Here is a 21,969-nt window from a genome sequence, read left to right as displayed (position 1 = left end):
CTGAAACCGCCCCCGAAACGGCGCAAGGACCAAGAACATGACGGAAGACCACGGTGATCACGACGATCACGATCTCGGCCTCGCACACGACCTGCCCCGCATGGTCGGGCGCAGGCGGCTGCTCGCGCTCTTCGGCGGGCTCGGCCTTGCCGCCGCCAGCGGCGCGCCCGCGGCGGCGCTGCAATGCGTGGGTCTCCCCTGGGAGACAGCGGGCCCCTACCCCGCCGACGGCAGCAACACCCGCGACGGCCAGGTGATCGACGCCCTGCGGCAGGAGGGCGTGATCCGCCGCGACCTGCGCGGCTCCTTCGGCGAGATGACCGAAGACACCGAGGGCGTTCCGCTGCAGCTCGACCTGCAGCTGATCGACGCCGACGGCTGCACGCCGCTGGCCGGTCACGCGATCTACGTCTGGCATTGCGATGCCACGGGGCATTATTCGCTCTACGACGCACCGCAGGCCAACTGGCTGCGCGGCGTGGGCATCGCCGACGACGAGGGCCACGTGACCTTCACCACCATCGTGCCCGGCTGCTACGACGGGCGCTGGCCGCACATCCACTTCGAGGTCTTCGAAAGCGCCGGGGCCGCCGTCAGCGGGGCCGACCCCGTCCTGACCGCCCAGATCGCCCTGCCCGCGGATGTCTGCGCCAGGGTCTACGCCGCCGACGCCCGTTATTCCAACGGCACCCGGAATCTCGGCCGGATCAGCCTCGCCCGCGACAACGTCTTCGGTGACAACTCCGCGGCCGAACTGGCCCAGCAGACGCTGAGCATGACGGGCACGCCCGGGACCGGCTACGCGGGCGCCGTGATCATCCCCGTCGATTTCGACGCCGACCGCGACCTTTCCATGCCGCCCCCGCCGGGTGATTTCGGCGGCGGCACGCCACCCCGTCCGCCCGAAAAGGGCTGAGGCGGGCCCCTGCCGGACCGGATCGTCCCCCACACTCCCGTGGCGGTCCGGCGGGGGATCGTATAGGCCGCGTCCGACCCTTGCAGACGGAGCCGCCATGTCCCTTCCCAGCCCCGAAACCGCCCTCTTCCACGGCGAACCCGCCTACCGCGTCGCGGTGCAGGTGCCCGAGGCGGACGAGGCACGGCTGCGCGCGGCCATCCTCGCCGCCGATTCCCTGAAATACGGCGACTACGACAGCGTGACGTTCACCACGCAGCCCGGCATCCAGCGCTACCGCTCGCTCGGCACCGGGCGCAACGCGCCCAGCGGCGGCGTGGTCGAGGTGCCCTGCGCGGAGCTGGCGTTTCTCGTACCGCGCGATCCCGCGGTGCTGACGCAGGTGCTGCAGGCCATCCACCAGGTGCACCCCTACGAGGAACCGGTGGTCGTGGTGACCGAAGCGCTGCGCACGCGGCACGTGCCCGGCAGCGTCGAGGACAATCCCAACAAGTTCTGGAATCGCCCCGAGGCGGACTGGGTGCCCGGCGACCTCAGGACCGCGGGGCCGGCGGGGGACAAATCCTAAGTTCCGGTTAAGCCGTCTCTTTAAGCCATTGAAATTGCTATGCAGGAAGGTGTCCCGGCCCGGGACAACCTCTTTCAGGCCTCGCGCCAGTGCCCTGGCGCGATCCCATCGAGCGACCAGTCCCCCACCTGCCAGCGCACCAGCCGCAGGCAGGGCAGCCCCACGTGGGCCACCATGCGTCGCACCTGCCGGTTGCGCCCCTCGGTCAGCGTCACGCGAAGCCAGGCGTCCGGCACCGTCTTGCGGAACCGCACCGGCGGGTCGCGCGGCCAGAGATCGGGATCGGCGATCCGCTCCACCCCGGCGGGCCGCGTCGGCCCGTCCTTCAGCGTGACGCCCTTCCGGAGGCGCTCCAGCTGGTCCTCGCCCGGCTCGCCCTCGACCATCACGAGGTAGGTCTTGGGCTTCTTGAACCTGGGCGAGGCGATGCGCGCCTGCAGCTTGCCGTCGTCGGTGAGCACCAGCAGCCCCTCGCTGTCCTTGTCGAGCCGCCCTGCGGGATAGACCCCCGGCACGTCGATGTAATTCGACAGAGTCGCCCGCTTCGTGCCCTCGGTCCCCTTGTCGGTGAACTGAGACAGCACGCCGAAGGGCTTGTTGAACAGGATCACCCGGCTCATCGGCGCCCTGCGAAGAAATCGCGCAGCAACGCCTCGGCCCCGCCCGCTCCGATGCCGTCGTAGACCTCGGGCACGTGGTGGCACTGCGGCTGGGCATAGACCCGTGCCCCCTGCGCCACGCCGCCGGACTTAGGGTCCGACGCGCCGTAATAAAGCCGCCGGATGCGCGCGAAGGAGATCGCCGCCGCGCACATCGCGCAGGGCTCCAGCGTCACGTAGAGATCGCAACCCGGCAGCCGTTCCGACCCGGCCGCGGCGCAGCCCGCGCGCAGCACCAGCACCTCGGCATGGGCGGTGGGATCGCTGAGCTCGCGCGTCCGGTTGCCCGCCTGCGCGATCACCGCCCCGTCGGGGCCCACAAGCACCGCACCCACCGGCACCTCGCCCCGCGCGGCCGCGGCCCGCGCCTCCTCCAGCGCCATCTCCATGTGACTGCGAAATTCCATGCCGCCCGCATAGCCCAGCGCGGCACGGCACCCAAGCGAAAGCATTTCCAAGTCCGCCGTTCTGCGCTAGATGCCCGCCATGACATCCCAGACCCCTCCCAAGGGCGACCGCGTCGCCAAGGTCATCGCCCGTGCAGGCCGCGCCAGCCGGCGCGAGGCCGAACGTCTCATCGCCGAGGGACGGGTCAGCGTGAACGGCAAGGTCATCGACAGCCCCGCGCTCAACGTGACCGACGCCGACAAGGTCAGCGTCGACGGCACGCCGCTTGACGCGCCCGATCCGGCGCGACTCTGGCTCTACCACAAGCCGACCGGGCTGGTGACGACCAACAAGGACGAACAGGGGCGCCCCACCGTCTATGACGAGTTGCCCGACGACCTGCCCCGCGTCATGAGCGTCGGACGGCTCGACCTCAATTCCGAGGGCCTGCTCCTGCTCACGAACGACGGCGGACTCAAACGGCGGCTTGAACTGCCCTCGACGGGCTGGGTGCGCAAGTACCGCGTCCGCGTGAAGGGCCGTCCCACCGATGCATTGCTCGCCCCCCTGCGCGAGGGGATCGAGGTCGAGGGCATCCGCTACCAGCCCATGCAGGCCACGCTCGACCGACAGCAAGGCGCCAATGCCTGGCTCACCATCGGCCTGCGCGAAGGCAAGAACCGCGAGATTCGGCGCGCCATGGCCGACCTCGGGCTCACCGTGAACCGGCTGATCCGGGTTTCCTACGGCCCCTTCCAGCTCGGTCAGCTGAAACCGGGCGAGGTGCAGGAGGTCCGTCCCCGCATCCTGCGCGATCAGCTTGGCCTCGAATCACCCGAGGGCGAGGCGAAACCGCGAAAGAAGGCAACAAGACGGCGCCGACAGATCAGGCCGGACAGCAAATAGGCGCCTTATTCCATTAAGGGTTGATTAACTTTTCGCGGTTTTATCCTATGCGTGCCGCGTTCTTGCCCGCTTTCGGCAGAATAATGGCACGCATGATCACGGTTATCGCCCTATTTGTACTCTCCGTTTCCTGCCTGCTGATGTTCAGCGGTGCCGGTGCGGTGGCCGCCGATACATACCACACGCTGTCGGACAGTGCACAGCGCGCCCGTCGCGACGGGATCGTGGTGCAACGGCTTGCTTTCGTGGCGCTCTGGCTGCTCATCTTCAGCGTCAGCATTGCCTGAGGACCCCTCCGGGATGACGGAAGCCGCCTTCCAAGAGGCAACAATCGGGGATTTGCAGTCCGATCCTCCGCTGACCGGCCTCGGCTTTGCCGCGCTGCCGTTGATCCTGTGGTTCATGGACGACTCTGCCGACGGCATCGCCTCGGCGCTTGTCGCCATCTGCATCCTGCTGATCGCGCTGCGCTTCCTCGCACGCGGACATGTCTACGCGCTCCGCTACGCGCGGACCCCGGACGCCCGCGCACCGCGTATTCCCTTCAAGCTGCTCGGATCACTCTGCCTCGGCGGCCTCGTGACCCTGCTGTCCGGCGGACATTTCGAGAGCCCCGTGCCGCCGGTTTTGCTGGGGATGACCGCAACCGCGCTTTCGGTCCTCGCCTTCGGCATCGATCCGTTCCGGGACAAGGGCACGCGTCCGCTCGCGCCCCCCGCCAGCGAGGCCGGACCCGAGCAGGCGCCCGGATCCGAGCAGCCCGACGACCGCGAGATCTTCGACATCGCCTTCGACGGGATCATCGCCGACGTGAAGCAGCTCGAGGATGCCCGGCTTTGCCAGCAGCTCGAAACGCTTCGCGACCTTCTGCTGGGACGCCTCGATGCCGTTGCCGACAAATCCGATGCCTTCGAACACATGGCCGCCCGCGCCCGCAAGATCCTGCTGCTCCTGACCGAGGAAACGGAACGGCTGATCGCCGACCAGTCCGGCCCGCGGGCCGATTTCGCGCGCCAGCGCTATGCGGCGAAGGTCGACGTGCTGACCCGAAAGGTCGCGGGCGCCACGCACGATCCGGCCCGGGTCGGACGCCGCGGTCCGCTCGACCAGCGCGCCGACATGCTCTTCGCGCGCATGCGCCGGGAATCTTCCGGATAACAGTCCCGGAAAGGCCCTCTCGGCAGGCTTTCGCCGGTCGCCACTGGCAGAAAGGCACGTTTGCACCTAAGTTCCGGGCATAGATCCAACGCCCGGGAAACCATGTCTGGCAAGACCCTCCAAAAGCTGTCCTACGTGCTGCTGATCATTTTCATGTTCGGTATCACCACCGGTGCGATCGGAGGGCTCTGAGCACATGGCCCAGCGCTTTGGCGGGACCTGCAGCCCCGGCCGGGAGGGACCCGACGCCCGCCCGGGCCCGCGCGGTGAACTTCGGGTCGATCCCGTTGGTGCGCGGTCCAATATCCTGTTCGTTCCACCGATCATTCTGGCGCTAACCTCGCTCGGCGCGGGTGCCATCGGTTTTGCCGCGGGCCTGCTCGGCGCGGGTGCGCTGGTTACGGGCGCGTGGCTGTTGCGTGACGGCCTCCGGGCCGAAGCCGCCTATGACGCCCGCAAGGTTGCCAAGCGCCCCGCCATCCCGCGCAAGATCTTCGCGGCGGGACTTGCCGGCATCGGCACCGCGCTAGCCGCATGGTCCAAGGACCCCGCCGTCGCAGCGCCCGTCATCTACGGCATCGCCGCAGGCGCGCTGCACATCGGCGCCTTCGGCATCGACCCGCTGCGCGACAAGCGCATGGAGGGGGCCGACGACATGCAGCAGGCCCGCGTCCTCCGCGTCGTGGACGAGGCCGAAGCCTATCTTGCCGCCATGAAGGCCGCCGCCACCCGCAGCGGCGACCGCACCGTGCAGGATCGGGTCGATGCCTTCATTGCCACCGCCCGCGCCCTGATCCGGACCGTGGAATCCGACCCACGCGACCTCGCCGCCGCACGGCGCTATCTGGGCGTCTACCTCATGGGTGCCCGCGATGCGGCCGAGAAATTCGCGGATGTGCAGGCCCGCAGCGGCTCCACGCAGGCGCGCGCGGATTTCCTCACCCTCCTTGACGACCTGGAGGTGAGCTTCGGCAAGAAGACCGAGACACTCCTGATCGACGACACATCCGACCTCACCGTCGAGATCGACGTCCTTCGCGACCGGCTGCGGCGCGAGGGCGTGCATCTCGACCGGCGCTGAGGCTTCTGCCATTTCACCGAGGTTTTCCCAATGTCCGACAGCATCAGACAACAGGCACAAGGCGCCGGCCCGCTGGTCGAGGAGATGAACGCCGTCGTCCTCCCCACCCCGGAAGAGGCCGACCGTGTCACGCCGCTCTCCGATGCCTCGCCCGAGATAAGCGCCGAGATCCGCGCCCGCATGGACGAGCTCGACATCAGCGACAGCAACTCCATCATCTCCTTCGGCTCTGCCGCCCAGGCCGAGCTGCAGGAGATCAGCCAGGCCATGCTTTCGGACGTGCGCAACAAGGACGTGGGCCCCGCCGGCGACAGCCTGCGCGGCATCGTCACCACCATTCGCGGCTTCTCGGTCTCCGAACTCGACATCCGCCGCGACCGCAGCTGGTGGGAAAAGCTCATGGGCCGCGCCACGCCCTTCGCCAAGTTCACCGCCCGCTACGAAGAGGTGCAGGGCCAGATCGACCGCATCACCGACGAGCTGCTCAAGCACGAGCACAGGCTGCTCAAGGACATCAAGTCGCTCGACATGCTCTATGACAAGACGCTGCAGTTCTACGATGAGCTGGCGCTCTACATTGCGGCGGGTGTGGAAAAGCTGCGCGCGCTCGACGAGACCGACATCCCCGCGAGAGAGGCCGAGGTGCAGGCCGCCTCGGAAAACGACCAGGTGATGAAGGCGCAGGAACTGCGCGACCTGCGCGTGTCGCGCGATGACCTCGAACGCCGGGTGCACGACCTCAAGCTCACCCGCCAGGTCACCATGCAGTCCCTGCCCTCGATCCGGCTGGTGCAGGAAAACGACAAGAGCCTCGTCACCAAGATCAACTCGACCCTCGTGAACACCGTGCCGCTGTGGGAAACCCAGCTGGCGCAGGCCGTCACCATCCAGCGCTCGAAAGAGGCCGCCGGCGCCGTGCGCGAGGCCAACGACCTCACCAACGAACTGCTGACCTCCAACGCCGCCAACCTGCGCGACAGCAACCGCCAGATCCGCGAGGAGATGGAGCGGGGCGTCTTCGACATCGAAGCGGTCAAGCAGGCCAACGCCGACCTGATCGGCACGATCGAGGAAAGCCTCCAGATCGCGGACGAGGGCAAGGCCCGCCGTGCGCAGGCCGAACAGGACCTCAACCAGATGGAGACCGAGCTGCGCAACACCCTTGCCTCGGCCAAGGCCCGCGGCGACGGTACCGGCGATACCTCCGGCACCTCCGTTCCCGGCTGACATGCGCCGCGCCCCCGCCCGTTTCCCGGCCCTCGCAGGCCTCGCCGCACTGGCGCTGATCGCGGGCTGCACCGGCAGCCCGCAGGCGCCGCGCAGCACCTCGGTGAAGCCCGCACCGCGGCCGGTGGCGCTCGGCATCCCCGCGCCAGAGCCCGAGGTCCCAGTGGTGCCCTCACAGCGCAGCCGCGATCTGGAACGCTACTACGCCCGGCTCCAGCGCGACCAGATCGCCCGGGGCCTCCTGCGCACGGACGGCGGCGGGCCCGACACGCCCTACACCTCGGACATGCTGATCCGGAACTTTGAAAGCATCGCCCTCGAGGAAGAATACGAGCGCGGCCGGGGCCTGCGCCCGGCCTCGGCAGATGCAGGCCTCGGCCCGGTCAAGAAATGGGTCAAGCCGGTGCGCATGACCGTCGAATTCGGCGCCAATGTACCCGATACCAAGCGCAGCACCGACCTTGCCGCCGTCAGCGACTATGCCGCGCGCCTTGGCCGCGTCACCGGGCACCCGGTCTCGATGGCGCCGCGCGGGGCCAACTTCCACGTTCTGGTGATGAGCGAGGACGATGCCGACACCATCGCCCCCCGTATCCGAGAGATCGTCCCCGATGCCGATCCCGCCTCGCTGCGGCTCTTCGACAACCTCCCCCGCTCGATCCACTGCCTCGTGATCGCCTTCGCCGATCAGAGGGGCGGCTACGAATACGGGCAGGCCATCGCCGTGATCCGCTCCGAGCACCCCGACCTGCTGCGCCTCTCCTGCATCCACGAGGAAGTCGCCCAGGGTCTTGGCCTCGCCGATGACAGCCCGCAGGCACGCCCCTCGATCTTCAACGACGACGACGAGTTCGCGCTGCTGACCTCGCTGGACGAATTGCTGCTCCAGATGCTCTACGACCCCGCCCTGCGGCCGGGCATGAGCGCCGAGGAAGCGCGGCCGATCTACACCCGGAAGGCCCGCGAACTGATGGGCGAGACGGTCGAAGGGTAAGCCGGGGTTAATCATCCTCCGGCTATAGCCTCGTTCAAAAGGACGAGGCCCCATGCTTCCCGAAGAGACCAAGACCCGGATTCGCGGCACCATCGCCCGACTCACCTGCTATCCGCAGGACCTTGCCTACGGTTTCTACGACAGGCTGTTCGAGCGCGCGCCCGAAACGCGCGCCCTCTTCAAGGACGACATCGGCTCGCAAGCGGACAAGCTGATGGACACCCTGATGGTCGTGGTCCAGTCGCTCGACAAGCTTGCCGGGCTCGTCACCTTTGTCGAAGCCCTGGGCCGTCAGCACGCCCGGCACGGTGTGACCGACGACATGTACCCCGTCGTGGGCGACGTGCTGATCGACACGGTTGCCGAGAACGTCGAGGACTGGTCCGACGCTGACCGCGCCGCATGGTACGAGCTCTACAACTACCTCAGCGATCTGATGATCACCGGCGCCCGCGATGTCCAGACACCCGTCCCGGAGGCAACCGAGACGCCGGGGACGTAAGTGCCGGCAACCTGCGGCACCCTGTCTGAAAACCGCTTCCCGGCCGGGCGCCGCCGTCCGGCGCCACGTCCGCTTGTTCAGCTCCGCCGAATAGGGCAGTTTCGCCCCGAGCCTCAGGAGGGCAGCATGGGCATTCTCGACTTTCTCAGCGGCCAGTTCATCGACGTCATCGAATGGACGGACGACACCCGCGACACCATGGTCCACCGCTTCGAGCGCGAAGGCCACGAGATCAAGTATGGCGCCAAGCTCACCGTGCGCGAAGGCCAGGCCGCAGTCTTCGTCCACGAGGGCCAACTCGCCGACACCTTCACCCCCGGTCTCTACATGCTCGAGACCAACAACATGCCGATCATGACCAGTCTCCAGCACTGGGACCACGGCTTCCGCTCGCCCTTCAAATCCGAGATCTACTTCGTCGCCACGCGCCGCTTCACCGACCTCAAGTGGGGCACCAAGAACCCCATCATGCTGCGCGATCCTGAATTCGGCCCCACCCGTATCCGCGCCTTCGGCACCTACGCCGTCAAGGTCGCCGACCCCGCGCTCTTCCTGACCGAGATCGTCGGCACCGACGGCGCCTTCACCCGCGACGAGATCAGCTTCCAGATCCGCAACATCATCGTGCAGGCCTTCTCGCGCGCCATCGCCGCCAGCGGCATCCCCGTGCTCGACATGGCCGCGAACACCGACGAGGTGGGCGCGCTTCTCGCCAAGGCCATCGACCCGACGATCAAGCAGTACGGCCTCACCCTCCCCGAGCTCTACATCGAGAACATCTCGCTGCCGCCCGCCGTGGAAAAGGCGCTCGACGCCCGCACCTCGCGCGGGATCGCGGGCAACCTCGACGAGCACATGAAGTGGAAGGCGGCCGAGGCCATGGGCCAGGGCGGCGCCATGGACCAGAGCATGGGCATGGGCTTCGGCGCGGGCCTGGGCATGCAGATGGCCAACACCATGGGCCGCGAAGGCCCCTGGGGCGCCGCCCCAGCGCCACAGCAACCGCAGGCCGCGCCTCCCCCGCCACCGCCGGTCGAACACGTCTGGCACCTGGCGAAGAACGGCCAGACCTCGGGTCCCTACAGCCGCGCCGACCTCGGCAAGATGGTCTCGGGCGGCGAGATGACGCGCGAGACCTACGTCTGGACCCAAGGCCAGGACGGCTGGATGCGCGCCGAGGACGTCACCGAACTGGCCCAGCTCTTCACCGTCATGCCCCCGCCCCTGCCGCCGGGGGCCTGACCGGGCGCGCGGGCGCTCTTAGCCCTGCGACCTGTCCATCGACAGCCCGCCCAGCAGCGGCGGCGCGTAGCAGGCATCACCGGGCAGCTCGGCCTTGTCGTCCCGCACGGCCGGGAAGGGCCGGAAGGGGTCCACCTGGCTTGCCACCACCAGCCGGTTGTCCAGGCATAGATCCTGCGCCGCGTTGCCGATGTTGAAGCCGAAGCCCCCCGGCCCGCAATCGTCGCCCGTGCCGTCCATGTTCCAGGCCTGCGGCATCCACGCCCCATCCCCCTCGACAAGGAAGGCCCCGGCCCCCGCATCGAAGTGCAGCCGCCACGTGGTCTCGTTGGTCAGCTCCGTCAGCGCCCAGCGGCCCACCGGCGCCCCCTCCCGCGTGCCCTCGATCACGAAGCAGCTCAGATCGGTCTCGCGCACGATCCGCCCGACTTCCGCAGCGTCATACCGCAGGGCCCCGCGCAGGGCATATCCGCCCTGCCCTTCCCAGGAAAAACGCCACGTCACCGGCTCGGCCGAAGCCGCACCGGCAAACATGAGCAGGAACAAAACCGCGCGCATGGCGCTCCTCCTATGGAATACACGGACGGCAGCCTAGGACGGACCACCCGGCGCGCAACCCCGCGCGGCGGCCCGGCCTCCTGAATCTTCGACCCGTCCGTTCACTGCCACACTATGCTGCCCTGGCGTGGCCCTTCGGGTGCGAGGTTTCGAGTGCTGCACAAGGTTGAACTGGGTTCTCGCGAAGGACCGCCGCTGGTCTTCCTTCATGGCGCCGGCTACGACTGCCGCATGTGGGCCGAGGTGGCCGCGCAGCTCAACGATTGCCGTTGCACGGCAATCGACCTGCCCGGCCACGGGCAAAGCCGCGCCACCGATCTCGAAGACTTCGACGCCGCCGCCGACGAGGTGGCTGAGTGCATCCGCGCCCACCACGACGGCGCCGTCACCCTCGTCGGCCTCTCACTGGGTGCCTACGTGGGCTTCCGCTGCCTCGCCCGCCATCCCGACCTCGCAAACCGCGCGGTGCTCAGCGGCCTCCAGGACCGCCCGGTGATGATGGGTCCCGCCATGCGCCTCGCCATGCGCGCCACCTCGGCCCTGATGAGCTTCCGCAGCCTGCGCGAGCGTTCCGCCAGCGACATGGGTTTCATGAACCTCGCCGTGGCAAGCGACGCCCACGGCCGGCCCAATGCCTCGATCCGCACCATGTGGCGCGCGGCGCGCTGCGCGCTCGAGTTCGACGCCCGTGAAGAGCTCTGTCATGTCCGGACCCCGACGCTCTTCCTCGCGGGGGAAAAAGGAACATCCCGCCATCCTGAATGCCCTCACCGCCTTTCGCGACGGCATTCCCGGCTCCGAGGCCCGCACCGTGCAGGGCTATGGCTACGGCTGGGGCGCCGAGGACCCGGCGCTCTTTGCCCGGGCGATCACCTGCTGGCGCACGGGACTCAATCTGCCGCGCCGCCTGCTGCAACCTCCTGCTATCACGGCCACCTGACGGCCGCGCGCGGTCACGAAGGATCGCGCCGCTCGCCCCGGATCAGCATCAGATTGCGCAGGTAGACCGTGACCCCAAGCGACTGCCCGAGGATGAAGACGGGATCCCGTCGGTAGATCGCGTAGGACAGCAGGATCAGCCCGCCACCGATCGAAAAGTACCAGAAGGCGACCGGGATGATCGACTTGCGCGCCTTCTCGGAGGCGAGCCACTGCACCAGGAAGCGCGCGGTGAACAGAAGCTGCCCGCAAAGCCCCACGATGACCCAGAGCCCCTCGATCCAGTCGTCGACGTGCAGGAAGTTCAGGATCGCCTCAAGCATCGGCCGCGGTCTCCTCTGCACTCACGGACTTCGCGCGCCGCAGCAGCCAGAAGACCCCGATCAGGTCGGCCACGCCCGCGACCGCGCGGCCGAAGTTGGTGTACTTGGACCGCCCCGAGGTCCGCTCCATATGGGCAACTTCCACCAGCACCACCTCCCAACGGTAGGCCTTGAACAACGCGGGCAGGTAGCGGTGCATGTGGTTGAAGTAGGGCAGCGCAAGAAAGGCCTCGGTCCGGAACCCCTTGAGCCCGCAGCCCGTGTCGCTGGTCCCGTCGCTCAGGATTCGCCGGCGCAGGCCATTGGCGAACTTCGAGCCCATGCGCTTGGAAAAGGTGTCGCGCCGCTTCAACCGCTGCCCGGCGACAAGGCCCACGCGACCGGTTTCGTCGGCAAGCAGCGGCTCCCAGAGCTTGGGCAGTTCCGAGGGCGGGTTCTGCCCGTCGCCGTCCAGTGTGCAACAGATCGCCGCGCGCGCGGCGCGGACGCCGGAATGCACCGCAGCGCTCTGACCGCCGGCGCTGGAATGGCGCAGGATGCGCAATTGCGGCACCGTCGCACGGGCAGCGACAAGCTGCTCGAAGGTGCGGTCGCTTGATCCGTCATCGACAGCGATGATCTCGAAATCGGAGAGCCCTGCGGCGGCCTCGGCGATCCCGGAAATCAGGTCCGCGACAGCGCCTTCCTCGTCATGCATCGGAATGACCACCGAGACCTGGGGCGTGCCGGGCGCGACTGGCGAGCGGGGACCGATTTCCTGCCGAGTATGTTGCATCGGGCTTTCCCTTCGTGTTCAAGCTGGACCGGAAAGCGGATGTCGGTGCGGTGCACCGCGCGGCACGAGCAGACACCGGTGCAGCCGTCGAAACTGGCCGTCCTATGAGTCAATTCCCGAGGGGAAGCAACCATGAATGCTGACCTGCGGCATGGCGCTCGCGAAGCCTCGCCGATGGCCTTGGCGTGGGCACCCATCGCCCTGACCTTGCTTTTGATAGCGATTTTCTGGATCTGGCACCTGAATGGCTTCGCGCTCGCCGACTTCTCGCGGTACGATGAATACTACACGCTCGAACGCAGTGCGGCCTTCGCCCGCTTCGACGACTGGTGGGCCGTCTACACGAGCAACGCCCCCACGCTGAAGAAGCCCCCGCTGCAATACTGGATGGGCGGGCTCTTGATGGAATGGGGCGTAGCGCCCGGTGTCGCACTTCGCATTCCCTCGATGATCTTCGCGCTCGGCGTGCTCGGCGTCACCGCCTGGATCGCGCGCATCCTCGCCCCCGCGCGGCCCTGGGCGATGCCCCTCGCCGTCGCGCTCATGTCCTGCTCCTGGCAGTTCTGGGACTACGCGCGCTCGGCCATGCTCGATTCCGGCGCGATGCTCTTCACCAGTCTCGGCTTCGCCTTCCTGCTGAAGGCGCTCGACTCCCCCCGCTACTGGTACGGGCTCGCCGGCGCCGTCTTCCTCGCCGGTCTGCAAAAGGCGCCCACGCCGCTCTTCTTCATGATGTTCGCGCCACTGATCCTCGCGCTCTCGCACTGGATCGCGCCGCGCTGGCAAGAGCTGCGCGCGCGGGACATCTGGCGCACGCGGGCCTTCCGGCGCGCCCTGTTCCTGGCCATCATCCTGGGCTTTTCCTGGCAGTTCCTGCAGTCCTTTCGATTCACCGCCGGCACCGAGATCAACGGCAGCGTCGAAAACGAGATGTTCGAGCGTTTCACCCCCGGCGCAAGCGGTCGTGGCATTGCCGAGTTTCTCTGGCTGATCCTCGACGGCGAGGGCTGGCTTCGCGTCCCCGCGCTGATCTCGGTCTGCCTGCTGCCCTTCGTCACCCGGCGCCCCACGCTCATCGTGGTCCCGGGGATCACGCTGATCTTCGTGCTGGGCATGTTCCTGGCCTCGGGCGACGTCTACCCGCGCTACTCCCTGATCATGGTCCCGCTGCTCATGGCATCGCTTGCGGCCGTGCTGATGCTGCTGCGTCCCGCGCCCTGGCTCGGCCTCGGGGCGGCCGTCGTGCTCATGGCGCTGGCGGGCGGCCCCCTGCGGCCCGAGGTTTTCGACGCCCCCTACCGCAGCGAAGATCGCTACGGCGTGCCTCTGGAGCCGATTCTGGAGCGCCTCGGAGCAGAGCTTCAGGAGGACGAGATGCTGGTCTTCTGTGGCTTCTCGAGGACACCTCGAGTGCCCCCCGGCGCCATCACGCATTTCTCTTCGAACAGCCGTCCCTACGCCTTCCTGCGCGAACCCGACCTGGGCTGGGCACTCGACCGTGTGGCCGAGGACTACCGCGGGCCGATGCGCGGCATTTGCCACCCCGACGGCCTGGAACGGCTCGCCCCCCATCTCGCGGGGCTGCAGGCCGAGCCCGTTCCGGGCGCCGACATGGTGTTCTGGACCGCCGAGGGCTACATCCCCGACCCTGACTGAACGGGCAGGCTGCGGGCGCTTCAGCCCGCCCGCAGCGCCTCCAGCAGGGCGCTCATGTCAGCGGGCAGCGGCGCTTCGAAAAGCATCTCCTCGCCGCTCACAGGGTGATCGAAGCCAAGCTCCGCCGCGTGCAGCGCCTGCCGGTCGAAGCCCCGCACCAGCGCGTCCGCCTCCTCCGGCACCGCGCGCACCGGCAGCTTGCGCCGCCCGCCGTAGACCGGATCGCCGACAAGCCCGTGGCCGATATGGGCCATGTGCACCCGGATCTGGTGCGTCCGCCCGGTCTCCAGCCGGCATTCCACCAGCGCCAGACACGCCGGGCTGCCGAAGGACTCCAGAACGCGCGCCCGCGTGATGGCATGCCGCCCCTGCCCGTCGAAGAACACCGCCTGCCGCTGCCGCTCGGTCTTGTGCCGCGCCAGCCCCGAGGTCACACGCACCACCTCGCCCGGCTCCACCGCGACGCCCCGCACGCCCCGCAGGCGCGGGTCGGCCACATCGGGCACCCCGTGCACCAGCGCCCGGTAGGCGCGCCGCACCGTGTGCTTCTCGAACTGCTTGGCAAGCCCGTGGTGCGCCCGGTCCGACTTGGCCACCACCAGCAACCCGCTGGTGTCCTTGTCGATCCGGTGCACGATCCCGGGCCGCTTCTCACCGCCCACCCCGGACAGATCACCGCCGAAATGATGCAGCAGCGCGTTGACCAGCGTGCCGTCGGGCGTGCCCGGCGCCGGGTGCACCACCATGCCCGCGGGCTTGTTCACCACCACAAGGTCCTCGTCTTCGAAGACCACCTCGAGCGGGATGTCCTGCGCCACCACGTCATAATCCTGCGCCTGCGGCACCGCGATCTCGATCGCGTCGCCCTCGACGACGGCCCCCTTGGGGTTGGACAACACCTCGCCGCCCCGCGTCACCGCGCCCTCGGCGATAAGCCGCGCCAGCCGCGTGCGCGACAGCGCCGCGGCCTCTGGCACATCGCGGGCGAGCGCCTTATCAAGGCGCGGCGGCGGGTCCGCCGCGATGATGACCCGAAGGATCTCGTCCATGTCCGCTCCCGATCCGCAGGACCCCGGGGACTACCCCGATCCCGCCATGCTGCGTTTCCTGCGCCGGCTGGTGACATTGCTCACCACCGTCATGATCGCCGGCGTTCTAATGATCCTGGTCATGCTTGTCATCCGCTACCGCACGACCCGCGCGCCCCTGCCCCCCGTCATCACCCTGCCCTCGGGCGAAGAGGCCAGCGCCTTCACGCAAGGCCCCGACTGGTATGCCGTGGTGACCGAAGGAAACGAGATCCTGATCTTCGCCCGCGACAGCGGCAAGCTGCGCCAGCGCATCAGCATCGAACACGACTGACCGGCGCCCTCCGAAGCGCGATCCCTGATATCCGACCTGAGGAATAGAATGGTACCGCCTTCCCGGTTCGAACGGGAGACCTCTTGATCCACAATCAAGCGCTCTAACCTACTGAGCTAAGGCGGCACTGCGCGGCGAAATAGCCCCGCCGGATCACGATTGCAAGCCCCCCGATGCCCCGCGGGGCGCGGTTTTTGCCCCCGGCACGCTTGCGGAACCGCCGCTGCGGCGCAAAACTTGTAACCCCGGGGGCAAGGCGCTAAGCGACGCCTTCCACAAGGTGCAGAGGACAAGGGCCATGGGCATCAACGACGAAAGCGACATCGAGGCGAACCTGCAGATCGGCCCCACCGACCAGGGCATGGTCCGGCTCTTCGTGGCGGGCGAAGGCCTCGAAATCCCGATGGATTTCGAGCCCGAGGAAGCCGAGGAAATCGCCGAGGAAATCCGCGCCGCGGCCCAGGCCGCCCGCCGGGCCAAGCGCCGCTAGAAACGGCCTCGCACCCCCGGCGCTTCTTCTTGGCAAAAATATTCCGGGGGAGTCCCGCAGGGACGGGGGCAGAGCCCCCTCTTCCCACCGCTCAGCCCTCGAGCCCCGCCTCCGGGTCGCGCAGGGCCTGCAGCCGCCGGGCAGCATGCGCGGCGAAACGCCGGATGACGGCGTTGCGCCGCGCCCCCGCCAGCCTGGTCTCCGGCCCCATGCGCAGGATCTCGGCGTCATAGCCGTCGGCCAGGATCAGCCCCGTGTCATCGGGCAAAAGCTCGGTCGGAAAATCCTGGTCCACCGCCCAGAAATAGCGGTCCCCCCATTCGAGGTAGCCCGGCCATTTCGCGTCCGAGGTGAAATCCACACGGCTCGACTTGCATTCGATCACCCAGAGCTGCCCCTTGGGCCCCAGCGCCATCACGTCCAGCCGCTTGCCCCGTTCGGGCGTGAATTCCTCGATCACGGAAAAGCCGTGGCTGGCTAGGTGGCGACAGACGCCGCGGGCCAGCAACTGGCCCGGCATCATCAGGCGCTCTTCGGATCTGAGGCTCTCGATCGGCATGTCCGAAATATCGAACATTACGTGAACAGGCGCAACCCCGCGATACCCGACCTTTGCAGGTGCCGCTCTCACACCTAGATTTCACGGGGTCCCGACAGGAGAGCACATGCCCCAGCCCCATCAGAGCCGCGCCGAGGCACGCGGCGTGCGCCACGCGCGCGAACTCGAAAATCACCTCACGTGGCTCGAAACCTTCACCGGCACCGCCCTCGGCGTGCTCTCGGTCGCCTCGGGGATCTACACCTACCTCGGCGTCTCGTCGCTGCTCGACGACAACGGCGCCATGTCCGTCTTTGCCGCCATCGCCTATTCGACCGCCGTCTCGGTGGGGATCTTCGTCTTCTGGTCGTACCTCATGCGGCTCTTCCCCGCCGTGCGCAGCGCCGCTTCGCGCGCGGGCCTCTTCGCCGCCATGGGGCTCGGGTCGCTCGCCATCGTGGCCATGTCGTCCTGGCTCAACGCCGCGGCGCTCGCGGGCTCGGCCGCGGTGGAACAACACTTGGCCGAGACGGTGCAGGACTACCAGTCGAGCCTCGAACGCTCGCACGAAATCGCACTCTCGGCGCAGTCGCTGGAACGCGATGTCGCGCGCGTGCGCCAGAGCTTCGAGGATCTCTCCGAGCAGGAGGCGCAGGGTTCGCTCTCGGGTCTCGCCGGGCGCGGCGCCGTCTTCCGCGTGCTGCGCCAGAAGTCCGACGAACTCGCCGCCATCGAGGACCAGATCGCCGCGCAGACGCCGCTGATAGATCAGGCCTTCGACGAGGGCAACCAGATCCTGTCGCGCATGCGCGCGCTCACCGTCGAACAGGGCCCGGTCGAGGCGCGCTCGGTCGAATTCTCCGAATCCGCCGTGCGGCTGCAGGGGCTCATCACCCAGCTTCGGCAGCTTTCCGTGGCGCCGCTGGTCGAACGCGCCGCGCAGGATCTCGCCCGCTCCGTCGTCCTGCCCGAACTCGACGCCTCGACCGAGCAGAACCGCTCCAACCAATCGGCGACGATCACCTCGGTGCTCGAGGTGCTGGGCCAGCGGGCCGAGACGCTGGAAACCGCGGCGCAGGAGGTCATGTCCATGCCCGCCGCCGAAGAGGTCACCTACACGCCGATCTCGGCCGCCGACGCGGTGATCCTCTACGCGCGCAACTTCGTGCCCTCCTGGGCGGGCGCCATCGCCATCGACCTGCTGCCGGCGGTGCTGGTCTTCATCGTGGCAGTCACGCAGTCGGCCATCCGTCAGGGACGCGAGGGATCTGGCATCGAGGACACCATGACGCTCGCCGAGCTGCGCGCCGCCGTCACCGCCCTGCGCGATGTCGAGGGCACCATGGGCGAGGCGCGCAGGCCGCCCGACGGCACCACGGACCCTTCGCCTGCGCAGGAAGAAACCGCGCCGCCCGAGACGGAAACCTCGGACGAGGACCATGAGCCACGCGAGGGCGACAACGTCCGGCCCGTGACGAGGCACGGCTGATGCTTTGGCGGCGCAAAAACGCGGCACCGGCGGATACGTCATCATGGTCCCAACCCCGCCCCGCCCCGCGCAACGCCGTGGCGCGCACGCTGGGTGGGGTGCTGGCCTTTCAGCTCGTGCTGGGCGGGCTGCTGATCGTCGGCGACATGCAGGGCAGCTTCCGCCTGCCCAGCTTCGGCCCGGATGTGCCACGCACCTCCGAGCCCGTGCGCCCCGGCGACCAGCGCCGGGTCTTCGATCCAGACCGGGACCGGCCCTACGTGAAACCCGCCCGCGATCCGGGCGACCTGCCGACGCGGCTGACGCTGACGCAGGAAGAGGGCACCACCTGGCGGCTGGAAGGGGCGATTTCCGAGGGCGACGGCGACCGGATCGCGGACCGCATCGCCGAAAGCGAAACGCCCATCGAGGCGCTGATCCTGCAAAGCCCCGGCGGCTCAGTCCGCGACGCGCTGGCGCTGGGGCGCGTCCTGCGCGCGCAGGGCATCGAGACGCGGATGCTGTCGGGCGAATTCTGCTATTCGGCCTGCCCCTACCTGCTGGCGGGCGGGGTAACGCGCGACATCGACGACGACGCCTCGGTCGGGGTGCACCAGCACTATTTCGGGGAGAACACCCTCCTGCCCGCCTTCACCGCCGTCGAGGACATCCAGTTCGGCCAAGGCGAGGTCATGACCTACCTCGACGAGATGGGAATCGACCCGCTGGTCATGCGCCACGCGCTCACCACGCCCCCCGACGAGATCTACGTACTCGTCCCCGAGGAACTGGAGCGTTACGGTTTCATCGAGCCCGAGGGATGATGCCCCTTGTCAGGCCCGGGGTGGCGGCATATCTCGCGCAGTGGCGGGTTCTGCCCTTCCCGTGAGACGGGTACATTCCGGTGGCCTTAAGCAAATCCGAGGGAGCTGGCTCTGACGTGGTCCTGGCCTCGTTACCTGGCGCCCACCTGTAAGAACAGGTCCTCGGGAATGCGCTACCCACACGGTTGCGGTGGTTCCCGCCACTTCCCTGAAATACCTGAAGTTTTCCGGCCCGAGGGCCGCCGTCAGTGACGGCGGCGCTGGAGCTGGTCGCGGCGGCGCGGCTCGTCCGCGCGGACCGGGATCGCGACGTAGTCGGGCACCATGCCCTGCGCCGGGATGGCATCCCGGCGGCCGCCGCCCTGGTCGGTGTCGTCGGCCATGCGCATGATGGTGATCCCGAACTGCACGCCCGCGAAGACGATCCCGTTGAAGAGCCACAACAGGAAGACCGCCAGCAGCCCCACGTCGGAATGCGTCACCAAGTGCCAGAGGTTCGCGACGTCGAACCACAGGAGCGCCGCGACGAAGGCGGCCGAGATCGCGAAACCGGCGATGACCTGGCGGATATAGAGGCGGATGAGGGAGGGCATGGCGTGCTCCTTTGCATTCACCTATCAAGATACGATGACGCGCGGGAAGGTCAAGCCACGCCGATGTCGCAATCCGCAGCGTCACGCGGGAATGGCCGGCGTGGGCGGGGGCTCTGCCCCCGTCCCTGCGGGACTCCCCCGAGGTATTTTCCGCGAAAAGAAGCGCGAGCCGGGGTTCAGAAGGCCTCGGGGCGCGCCTCGCGGGCCATGTGGTCGAGCACGGCGTTGACGAATTTCGATTCCTTGCCTTCCGGGAAGAAGGCCTGAGCGACGCCCACGTATTCGACGATGGCGACCTTGGGCGGCGTGTCGAGCGCCACCAGTTCGGCGCCCGCGGCGCGGAAGAGCGCGCGCAGCGTCGGGTCGATGCGGGCGATCTGCCACTTGGCGACGATGGCGCGGTCGGTCATCTGGTCGATGCGCGCCTGCCAGTTCACGGCCTCGTTCAGGATGGCGGTGAAGAGGTCGATGTCGCCGTCGATCATCTCCTCGCCCTCGGCGATCTCGGCGCCGAAGCGGAAGTCGAGGAACTCGCGCTTGACCTTGTCCGCGGTGGTGCCGGAATGCTCCATCTGGAAGAGCGCCTGCACCGCGTAGAGCCGCGAGGCGCTTTTCATCCGGCGCTTCTGGTTGCCCGAGGGTTCGGGCATGTCCCTGGGGGCCTGTTCGTCACTCATCAGCCTGCCTGACCTCCGGCGATCTCGTCCTCGCGCGCGGGTTTGAAGCCGACGCCCTTGCGGGCGCTGCCCCAGCGCCGCGTGAGCGCCACGAGGTGCAGGGCCGCCGCGGCGGCACCTCCGCCCTTGTTCTGGCCCGCGGCCTCGGCCCGCACCGCAGCCTGATCGTAATTCTCGACCGTGAGGATCCCGTTACCGATGCAGAGCCCCTGCAGGCCCAGCAGCGTCAGCCCGCGCGAGCTGTCGTTGCAGACGGTCTCGTAATGGGTGGTCTCGCCGCGGATCACGCAGCCCAGCGCCACGTAGCCGTCGAACTCCGCCATGCGCCCGGCTATGCCGATGGCGCTGGGGATCTCCAGCGCGCCGGGCACCTCGATGGTTTCGTGAAAGCCGCCCGCGGCCTCGACCTCGGCAATCGCGCCGGCGACAAGCTGGTCGGCGATGTCCTTGTAGTAGGGCGCCACCACGATCAGCAGCTTGACCGGATCGTCGAAGCTGGCGCGCGGCAGGGAATAGTGGGTTTCGTTCGAGGCCATCAGCCAAGCTCCGATATCTTGCGGGTGCCGACGATCTCGAGCCCGTAGGCCTCGAGGCCCACCACGCGGGGGGTCGGCGAATTGGTGAGAAGGATCAGCTCCGACAGGCCCAGCGAGGACAGGATCTGCGCGCCGAGCCCGTACTGGCGCAGCGTGCGGGGGCTGACCTCGTCGTGGACGTCGAGCTTCATGTCGGTGTCGCGCAGCAGGACCACCACACCCCGGCCCTCCTCGGCCACGGCACGCATGGCGTCGCGGAACTCGTCGGCGCGGCCACCGGGGCCGGTGCCGATGATGTCGAGCATCGGGTCCATGGCGTGCATCCGCACCAGCACCGGGTCTTCGGTGGTCAGATCGCCCTTGGAGAGGACGATATGTTCGTCTCCGTGGGTCTCGTCGGTGTAGATCCGCATGTTCCAGTCGCCGCCGAACTCCGAGGCGATGACCTCTTCGGTGCGCACGCGGACGAGGTTGTCGTGGCGGCGGCGGTAACCGATCAGGTCCGAGATGGTGCCGATCTTGATCCCGTGGCGCTGCGCGAAGGCCACGAGTTCGGGAAGGCGCGCCATGCTGCCGTCGTCGTTCATGATCTCGCAGATCACGCCCGAGGGGTTCAGGCCCGCCAGCCGCGACACGTCCACCGCGGCCTCGGTATGGCCGGCCCGCACCAGCACGCCGCCGTCGCGGGCGCGCAGCGGAAAGACGTGGCCCGGCGTGGCGATGTCGCCCGCGCCCTTGGAGGCATCGATGGCCACCTGCACGGTGCGCGCGCGGTCGGCGGCGGAAATGCCCGTCGTCACGCCCTCGCGCGCCTCGATCGAGGTGGTAAAGGCGGTCTCATGGCGCGAGGAGTTGTTCGTGGACATGAGCTGCAGGCCCAGTTCCTCGATCCGACCGCCGGTGAGTGCCAGGCAGATCAGCCCGCGGCCGTAGAGCGCCATGAAGTTGATGGCGTCCGGCGTGGCCCATTGCGCGGGAATGACGAGGTCGCCCTCGTTCTCGCGGTCCTCGTGATCGACAAGGATGAACATCCGGCCGTTGCGGGCATCCTCGATGATCTCCTCGATCGAGGAGATCGCATCGCGCCAGTTGCTTTCGACGGGTCCGGGTGTTTCGTAGTGTTGAGTCATGAGGGCCTCGCGCATCTGTGGGCGAAATAAGCCAGCAGGGCCCGGATGGCCAGAGGCGATGCGCCGCGCGACGCCGCGGATCAGTCGAAGATGTCCTCGATGAGGTCGAATGCCTCGCCGAGCATCCGGCGGCCGAGCGTTTTCTTCCGCTTCTTCTTCCGCGTCTTCCCCTTCGACATCTGCTTCAGCGGTTCCTCCCATGCGCCCCAGGGCGGCACGGGCACCGATCCCTTGCGCTTGCCCTTCTTGCCCTTCCGGGGCGGGCGATGCGCTTCCGCGTCGACGCGGCCCTCGGGCAGGCGCTTGAGGTCATGCAGCGGCGCCCCGCAGGCCTGGCAGGCCAGTTCGTGCCGGGTGGCGCCCTTCAGCACGAGCGCGGCGCGCGTGCCGCAATAGGTGCAGGTGGCGATCTTGGTGGTCTGGGGCATGTGGTCTCCGGATTTGCCCCCGATATCGGCAC

The 21,969-nt window shown here is 68.2% G+C and carries 28 protein-coding genes, 1 tRNA gene and 1 other RNA gene; 17 read left to right on the top strand and 13 right to left on the bottom strand.

All coding sequences use genetic code 11. The annotated features are described in order from the left end of the window. Nucleotides 1-37 precede the first annotated feature (37 nt). Entirely contained in the window at nt 38-916 is an 879-nt protein-coding gene (locus C8N44_RS09200) for a dioxygenase family protein (RefSeq protein WP_107975893.1), read from the top strand. A 97-nt stretch (nt 917-1,013) separates the two neighbouring features. Beyond that, entirely contained in the window at nt 1,014-1,484 is a 471-nt protein-coding gene (locus tag C8N44_RS09195; RefSeq protein ID WP_107975892.1) for a YqfO family protein, read from the top strand. Between the two features lie 74 nt (nt 1,485-1,558). Here the strand turns inward: C8N44_RS09195 and C8N44_RS09190 are convergent, their stop codons facing one another. Both C8N44_RS09190 and C8N44_RS09185 read right to left on the bottom strand, forming a co-directional pair. Continuing rightward, the gene (locus C8N44_RS09190; protein WP_107975891.1) at nt 1,559-2,104 is read right to left on the bottom strand and encodes a pseudouridine synthase; all 546 of its coding nucleotides are present in this window, start codon (nt 2,102-2,104) and stop codon (nt 1,559-1,561) included. Further along, nucleotides 2,101-2,550 carry a nucleoside deaminase gene (locus tag C8N44_RS09185; protein WP_107975923.1) on the bottom strand — a complete coding sequence of 150 codons (450 nt, stop codon included), beginning with the start codon at nt 2,548-2,550 and terminating at the stop codon, nt 2,101-2,103. Before C8N44_RS09185 ends, C8N44_RS09190 begins: the two co-directional genes overlap by 4 nt. Nucleotides 2,551-2,629: 79 nt before the next feature. On the opposite strand from C8N44_RS09185, the gene C8N44_RS09180 reads away from it, so the two are divergent. The 8 genes from C8N44_RS09180 to C8N44_RS09145 all read left to right on the top strand — a co-directional run bounded on the left by C8N44_RS09180 (nt 2,630) and on the right by C8N44_RS09145 (nt 9,640). After that, a complete protein-coding gene (locus C8N44_RS09180) occupies nt 2,630-3,436 on the top strand; it encodes a pseudouridine synthase (RefSeq protein ID WP_107975922.1) in 807 nt (268 codons plus the stop codon). Between the two features lie 92 nt (nt 3,437-3,528). Then, complete coding sequence (locus C8N44_RS09175; protein WP_158274027.1) at nt 3,529-3,723, top strand: hypothetical protein; 195 nt, start codon at nt 3,529-3,531, stop codon at nt 3,721-3,723. A gap of 13 nt (nt 3,724-3,736) precedes the next feature. Next, the gene (locus tag C8N44_RS09170) at nt 3,737-4,594 is read left to right on the top strand and encodes a hypothetical protein (RefSeq protein ID WP_107975889.1); all 858 of its coding nucleotides are present in this window, start codon (nt 3,737-3,739) and stop codon (nt 4,592-4,594) included. A 196-nt stretch (nt 4,595-4,790) separates the two neighbouring features. Beyond that, a complete protein-coding gene (locus C8N44_RS09165; RefSeq protein ID WP_107975888.1) occupies nt 4,791-5,675 on the top strand; it encodes a 5-bromo-4-chloroindolyl phosphate hydrolysis family protein in 885 nt (294 codons plus the stop codon). A 30-nt stretch (nt 5,676-5,705) separates the two neighbouring features. Beyond that, the gene (locus tag C8N44_RS09160) at nt 5,706-6,902 is read left to right on the top strand and encodes a toxic anion resistance protein (RefSeq protein ID WP_107975887.1); all 1,197 of its coding nucleotides are present in this window, start codon (nt 5,706-5,708) and stop codon (nt 6,900-6,902) included. 1 nt (nt 6,903) lies between these two features. Further along, nucleotides 6,904-7,896 (top strand): DUF2927 domain-containing protein, encoded by a 993-nt coding sequence (locus C8N44_RS09155; protein WP_107975886.1) that lies wholly within the window; start codon nt 6,904-6,906, stop codon nt 7,894-7,896. A 52-nt stretch (nt 7,897-7,948) separates the two neighbouring features. Then, on the top strand, nt 7,949-8,398 hold the full coding sequence (locus C8N44_RS09150) for a globin domain-containing protein (RefSeq protein WP_107975885.1): 450 nt from the start codon (nt 7,949-7,951) through the stop codon (nt 8,396-8,398). A gap of 126 nt (nt 8,399-8,524) precedes the next feature. Continuing rightward, the gene (locus C8N44_RS09145; protein ID WP_107975884.1) at nt 8,525-9,640 is read left to right on the top strand and encodes an SPFH domain-containing protein; all 1,116 of its coding nucleotides are present in this window, start codon (nt 8,525-8,527) and stop codon (nt 9,638-9,640) included. A gap of 18 nt (nt 9,641-9,658) precedes the next feature. On the opposite strand, the gene C8N44_RS09140 is transcribed toward C8N44_RS09145, so the two are convergent. Further along, entirely contained in the window at nt 9,659-10,198 is a 540-nt protein-coding gene (locus C8N44_RS09140; RefSeq protein ID WP_107975883.1) for a hypothetical protein, read from the bottom strand. A gap of 153 nt (nt 10,199-10,351) precedes the next feature. Between C8N44_RS09140 and C8N44_RS09135 the strand changes: the two genes are divergently transcribed. Further along, on the top strand, nt 10,352-11,203 hold the full coding sequence (locus C8N44_RS09135; RefSeq protein ID WP_158274026.1) for an alpha/beta fold hydrolase: 852 nt from the start codon (nt 10,352-10,354) through the stop codon (nt 11,201-11,203). Here the strand turns inward: C8N44_RS09135 and C8N44_RS09130 are convergent. Together C8N44_RS09130 and C8N44_RS09125 are read right to left on the bottom strand one after the other, a co-directional pair. After that, nucleotides 11,152-11,460, bottom strand: coding sequence for a lipid-A-disaccharide synthase N-terminal domain-containing protein (locus C8N44_RS09130; RefSeq protein WP_107975881.1), 309 nt, complete (start codon nt 11,458-11,460; stop codon nt 11,152-11,154). The two genes, C8N44_RS09135 and C8N44_RS09130, sit on opposite strands and share 52 nt — an antisense overlap. Then, complete coding sequence (locus C8N44_RS09125; RefSeq protein WP_107975880.1) at nt 11,453-12,235, bottom strand: glycosyltransferase family 2 protein; 783 nt, start codon at nt 12,233-12,235, stop codon at nt 11,453-11,455. The genes C8N44_RS09130 and C8N44_RS09125 overlap by 8 nt, the downstream gene beginning before the upstream one ends. Before the next feature lie 132 nt (nt 12,236-12,367). On the opposite strand from C8N44_RS09125, the gene C8N44_RS09120 reads away from it, so the two are divergent. Continuing rightward, nucleotides 12,368-13,891, top strand: a complete 1,524-nt coding sequence (locus C8N44_RS09120; RefSeq protein ID WP_107975879.1) for an ArnT family glycosyltransferase — start codon at nt 12,368-12,370, stop codon at nt 13,889-13,891. Between the two features lie 20 nt (nt 13,892-13,911). On the opposite strand, the gene C8N44_RS09115 is transcribed toward C8N44_RS09120, so the two are convergent. Then, complete coding sequence (locus C8N44_RS09115; RefSeq protein ID WP_107975878.1) at nt 13,912-14,940, bottom strand: RluA family pseudouridine synthase; 1,029 nt, start codon at nt 14,938-14,940, stop codon at nt 13,912-13,914. Between C8N44_RS09115 and C8N44_RS09110 the strand changes: the two genes are divergently transcribed. Then, nucleotides 14,939-15,253: a DUF6476 family protein gene (locus tag C8N44_RS09110; protein WP_107975877.1), complete on the top strand. Its 315-nt coding sequence runs from the start codon at nt 14,939-14,941 to the stop codon at nt 15,251-15,253. The genes C8N44_RS09115 and C8N44_RS09110 overlap by 2 nt on opposite strands. Nucleotides 15,254-15,302: 49 nt before the next feature. On the opposite strand, the gene C8N44_RS09105 is transcribed toward C8N44_RS09110, so the two are convergent. Next, nucleotides 15,303-15,379: transfer RNA gene (locus C8N44_RS09105), tRNA-His, on the bottom strand. 172 nt (nt 15,380-15,551) lie between these two features. Between C8N44_RS09105 and C8N44_RS09100 the strand changes: the two genes are divergently transcribed. Then, complete coding sequence (locus tag C8N44_RS09100; RefSeq protein WP_107975876.1) at nt 15,552-15,743, top strand: DUF6324 family protein; 192 nt, start codon at nt 15,552-15,554, stop codon at nt 15,741-15,743. Nucleotides 15,744-15,834: 91 nt separating this feature from the next. Here the strand turns inward: C8N44_RS09100 and C8N44_RS09095 are convergent, their stop codons facing one another. After that, nucleotides 15,835-16,320 (bottom strand): MmcB family DNA repair protein, encoded by a 486-nt coding sequence (locus tag C8N44_RS09095; protein WP_244641043.1) that lies wholly within the window; start codon nt 16,318-16,320, stop codon nt 15,835-15,837. A gap of 88 nt (nt 16,321-16,408) precedes the next feature. Here C8N44_RS09095 and C8N44_RS09090 point away from each other — a divergent pair, with 88 nt between their 5' ends. The 3 genes from C8N44_RS09090 to ssrS all read left to right on the top strand — a co-directional run bounded on the left by C8N44_RS09090 (nt 16,409) and on the right by ssrS (nt 18,774). Further along, entirely contained in the window at nt 16,409-17,770 is a 1,362-nt protein-coding gene (locus C8N44_RS09090) for a hypothetical protein (RefSeq protein WP_244641044.1), read from the top strand. Between the two features lie 77 nt (nt 17,771-17,847). Continuing rightward, nucleotides 17,848-18,573, top strand: a complete 726-nt coding sequence (locus C8N44_RS09085) for a COG3904 family protein (protein WP_188758687.1) — start codon at nt 17,848-17,850, stop codon at nt 18,571-18,573. A gap of 44 nt (nt 18,574-18,617) precedes the next feature. Beyond that, nucleotides 18,618-18,774, top strand: a non-coding RNA gene (ssrS, locus tag C8N44_RS24175) — 6S RNA. Nucleotides 18,775-18,818: 44 nt separating this feature from the next. Here the strand turns inward: ssrS and C8N44_RS09080 are convergent. The 5 genes from C8N44_RS09080 to C8N44_RS09060 all read right to left on the bottom strand — a co-directional run bounded on the left by C8N44_RS09080 (nt 18,819) and on the right by C8N44_RS09060 (nt 21,937). After that, on the bottom strand, nt 18,819-19,166 hold the full coding sequence (locus C8N44_RS09080; RefSeq protein ID WP_107975874.1) for a hypothetical protein: 348 nt from the start codon (nt 19,164-19,166) through the stop codon (nt 18,819-18,821). 176 nt (nt 19,167-19,342) lie between these two features. Then, nucleotides 19,343-19,843, bottom strand: a complete 501-nt coding sequence (gene nusB / locus C8N44_RS09075) for a transcription antitermination factor NusB (protein WP_170121075.1) — start codon at nt 19,841-19,843, stop codon at nt 19,343-19,345. Then, on the bottom strand, nt 19,843-20,379 hold the full coding sequence (locus C8N44_RS09070; RefSeq protein WP_107975873.1) for a 6,7-dimethyl-8-ribityllumazine synthase: 537 nt from the start codon (nt 20,377-20,379) through the stop codon (nt 19,843-19,845). The genes nusB and C8N44_RS09070 overlap by 1 nt, the downstream gene beginning before the upstream one ends. Next, the gene (gene ribB, locus C8N44_RS09065; RefSeq protein ID WP_107975872.1) at nt 20,379-21,509 is read right to left on the bottom strand and encodes a 3,4-dihydroxy-2-butanone-4-phosphate synthase; all 1,131 of its coding nucleotides are present in this window, start codon (nt 21,507-21,509) and stop codon (nt 20,379-20,381) included. Before ribB ends, C8N44_RS09070 begins: the two co-directional genes overlap by 1 nt. 80 nt (nt 21,510-21,589) lie before the next feature. Next, a complete protein-coding gene (locus C8N44_RS09060) occupies nt 21,590-21,937 on the bottom strand; it encodes a hypothetical protein (RefSeq protein WP_107975871.1) in 348 nt (115 codons plus the stop codon). Between the last annotated feature and the right edge of the window lie 32 nt (nt 21,938-21,969).

It is taken from the genome of Allosediminivita pacifica (assembly GCF_003054175.1).
Classification (GTDB): Bacteria; Pseudomonadota; Alphaproteobacteria; order Rhodobacterales; family Rhodobacteraceae; genus Allosediminivita; species Allosediminivita pacifica.
This window is presented reverse-complemented; position numbering and strand designations above follow the sequence as displayed.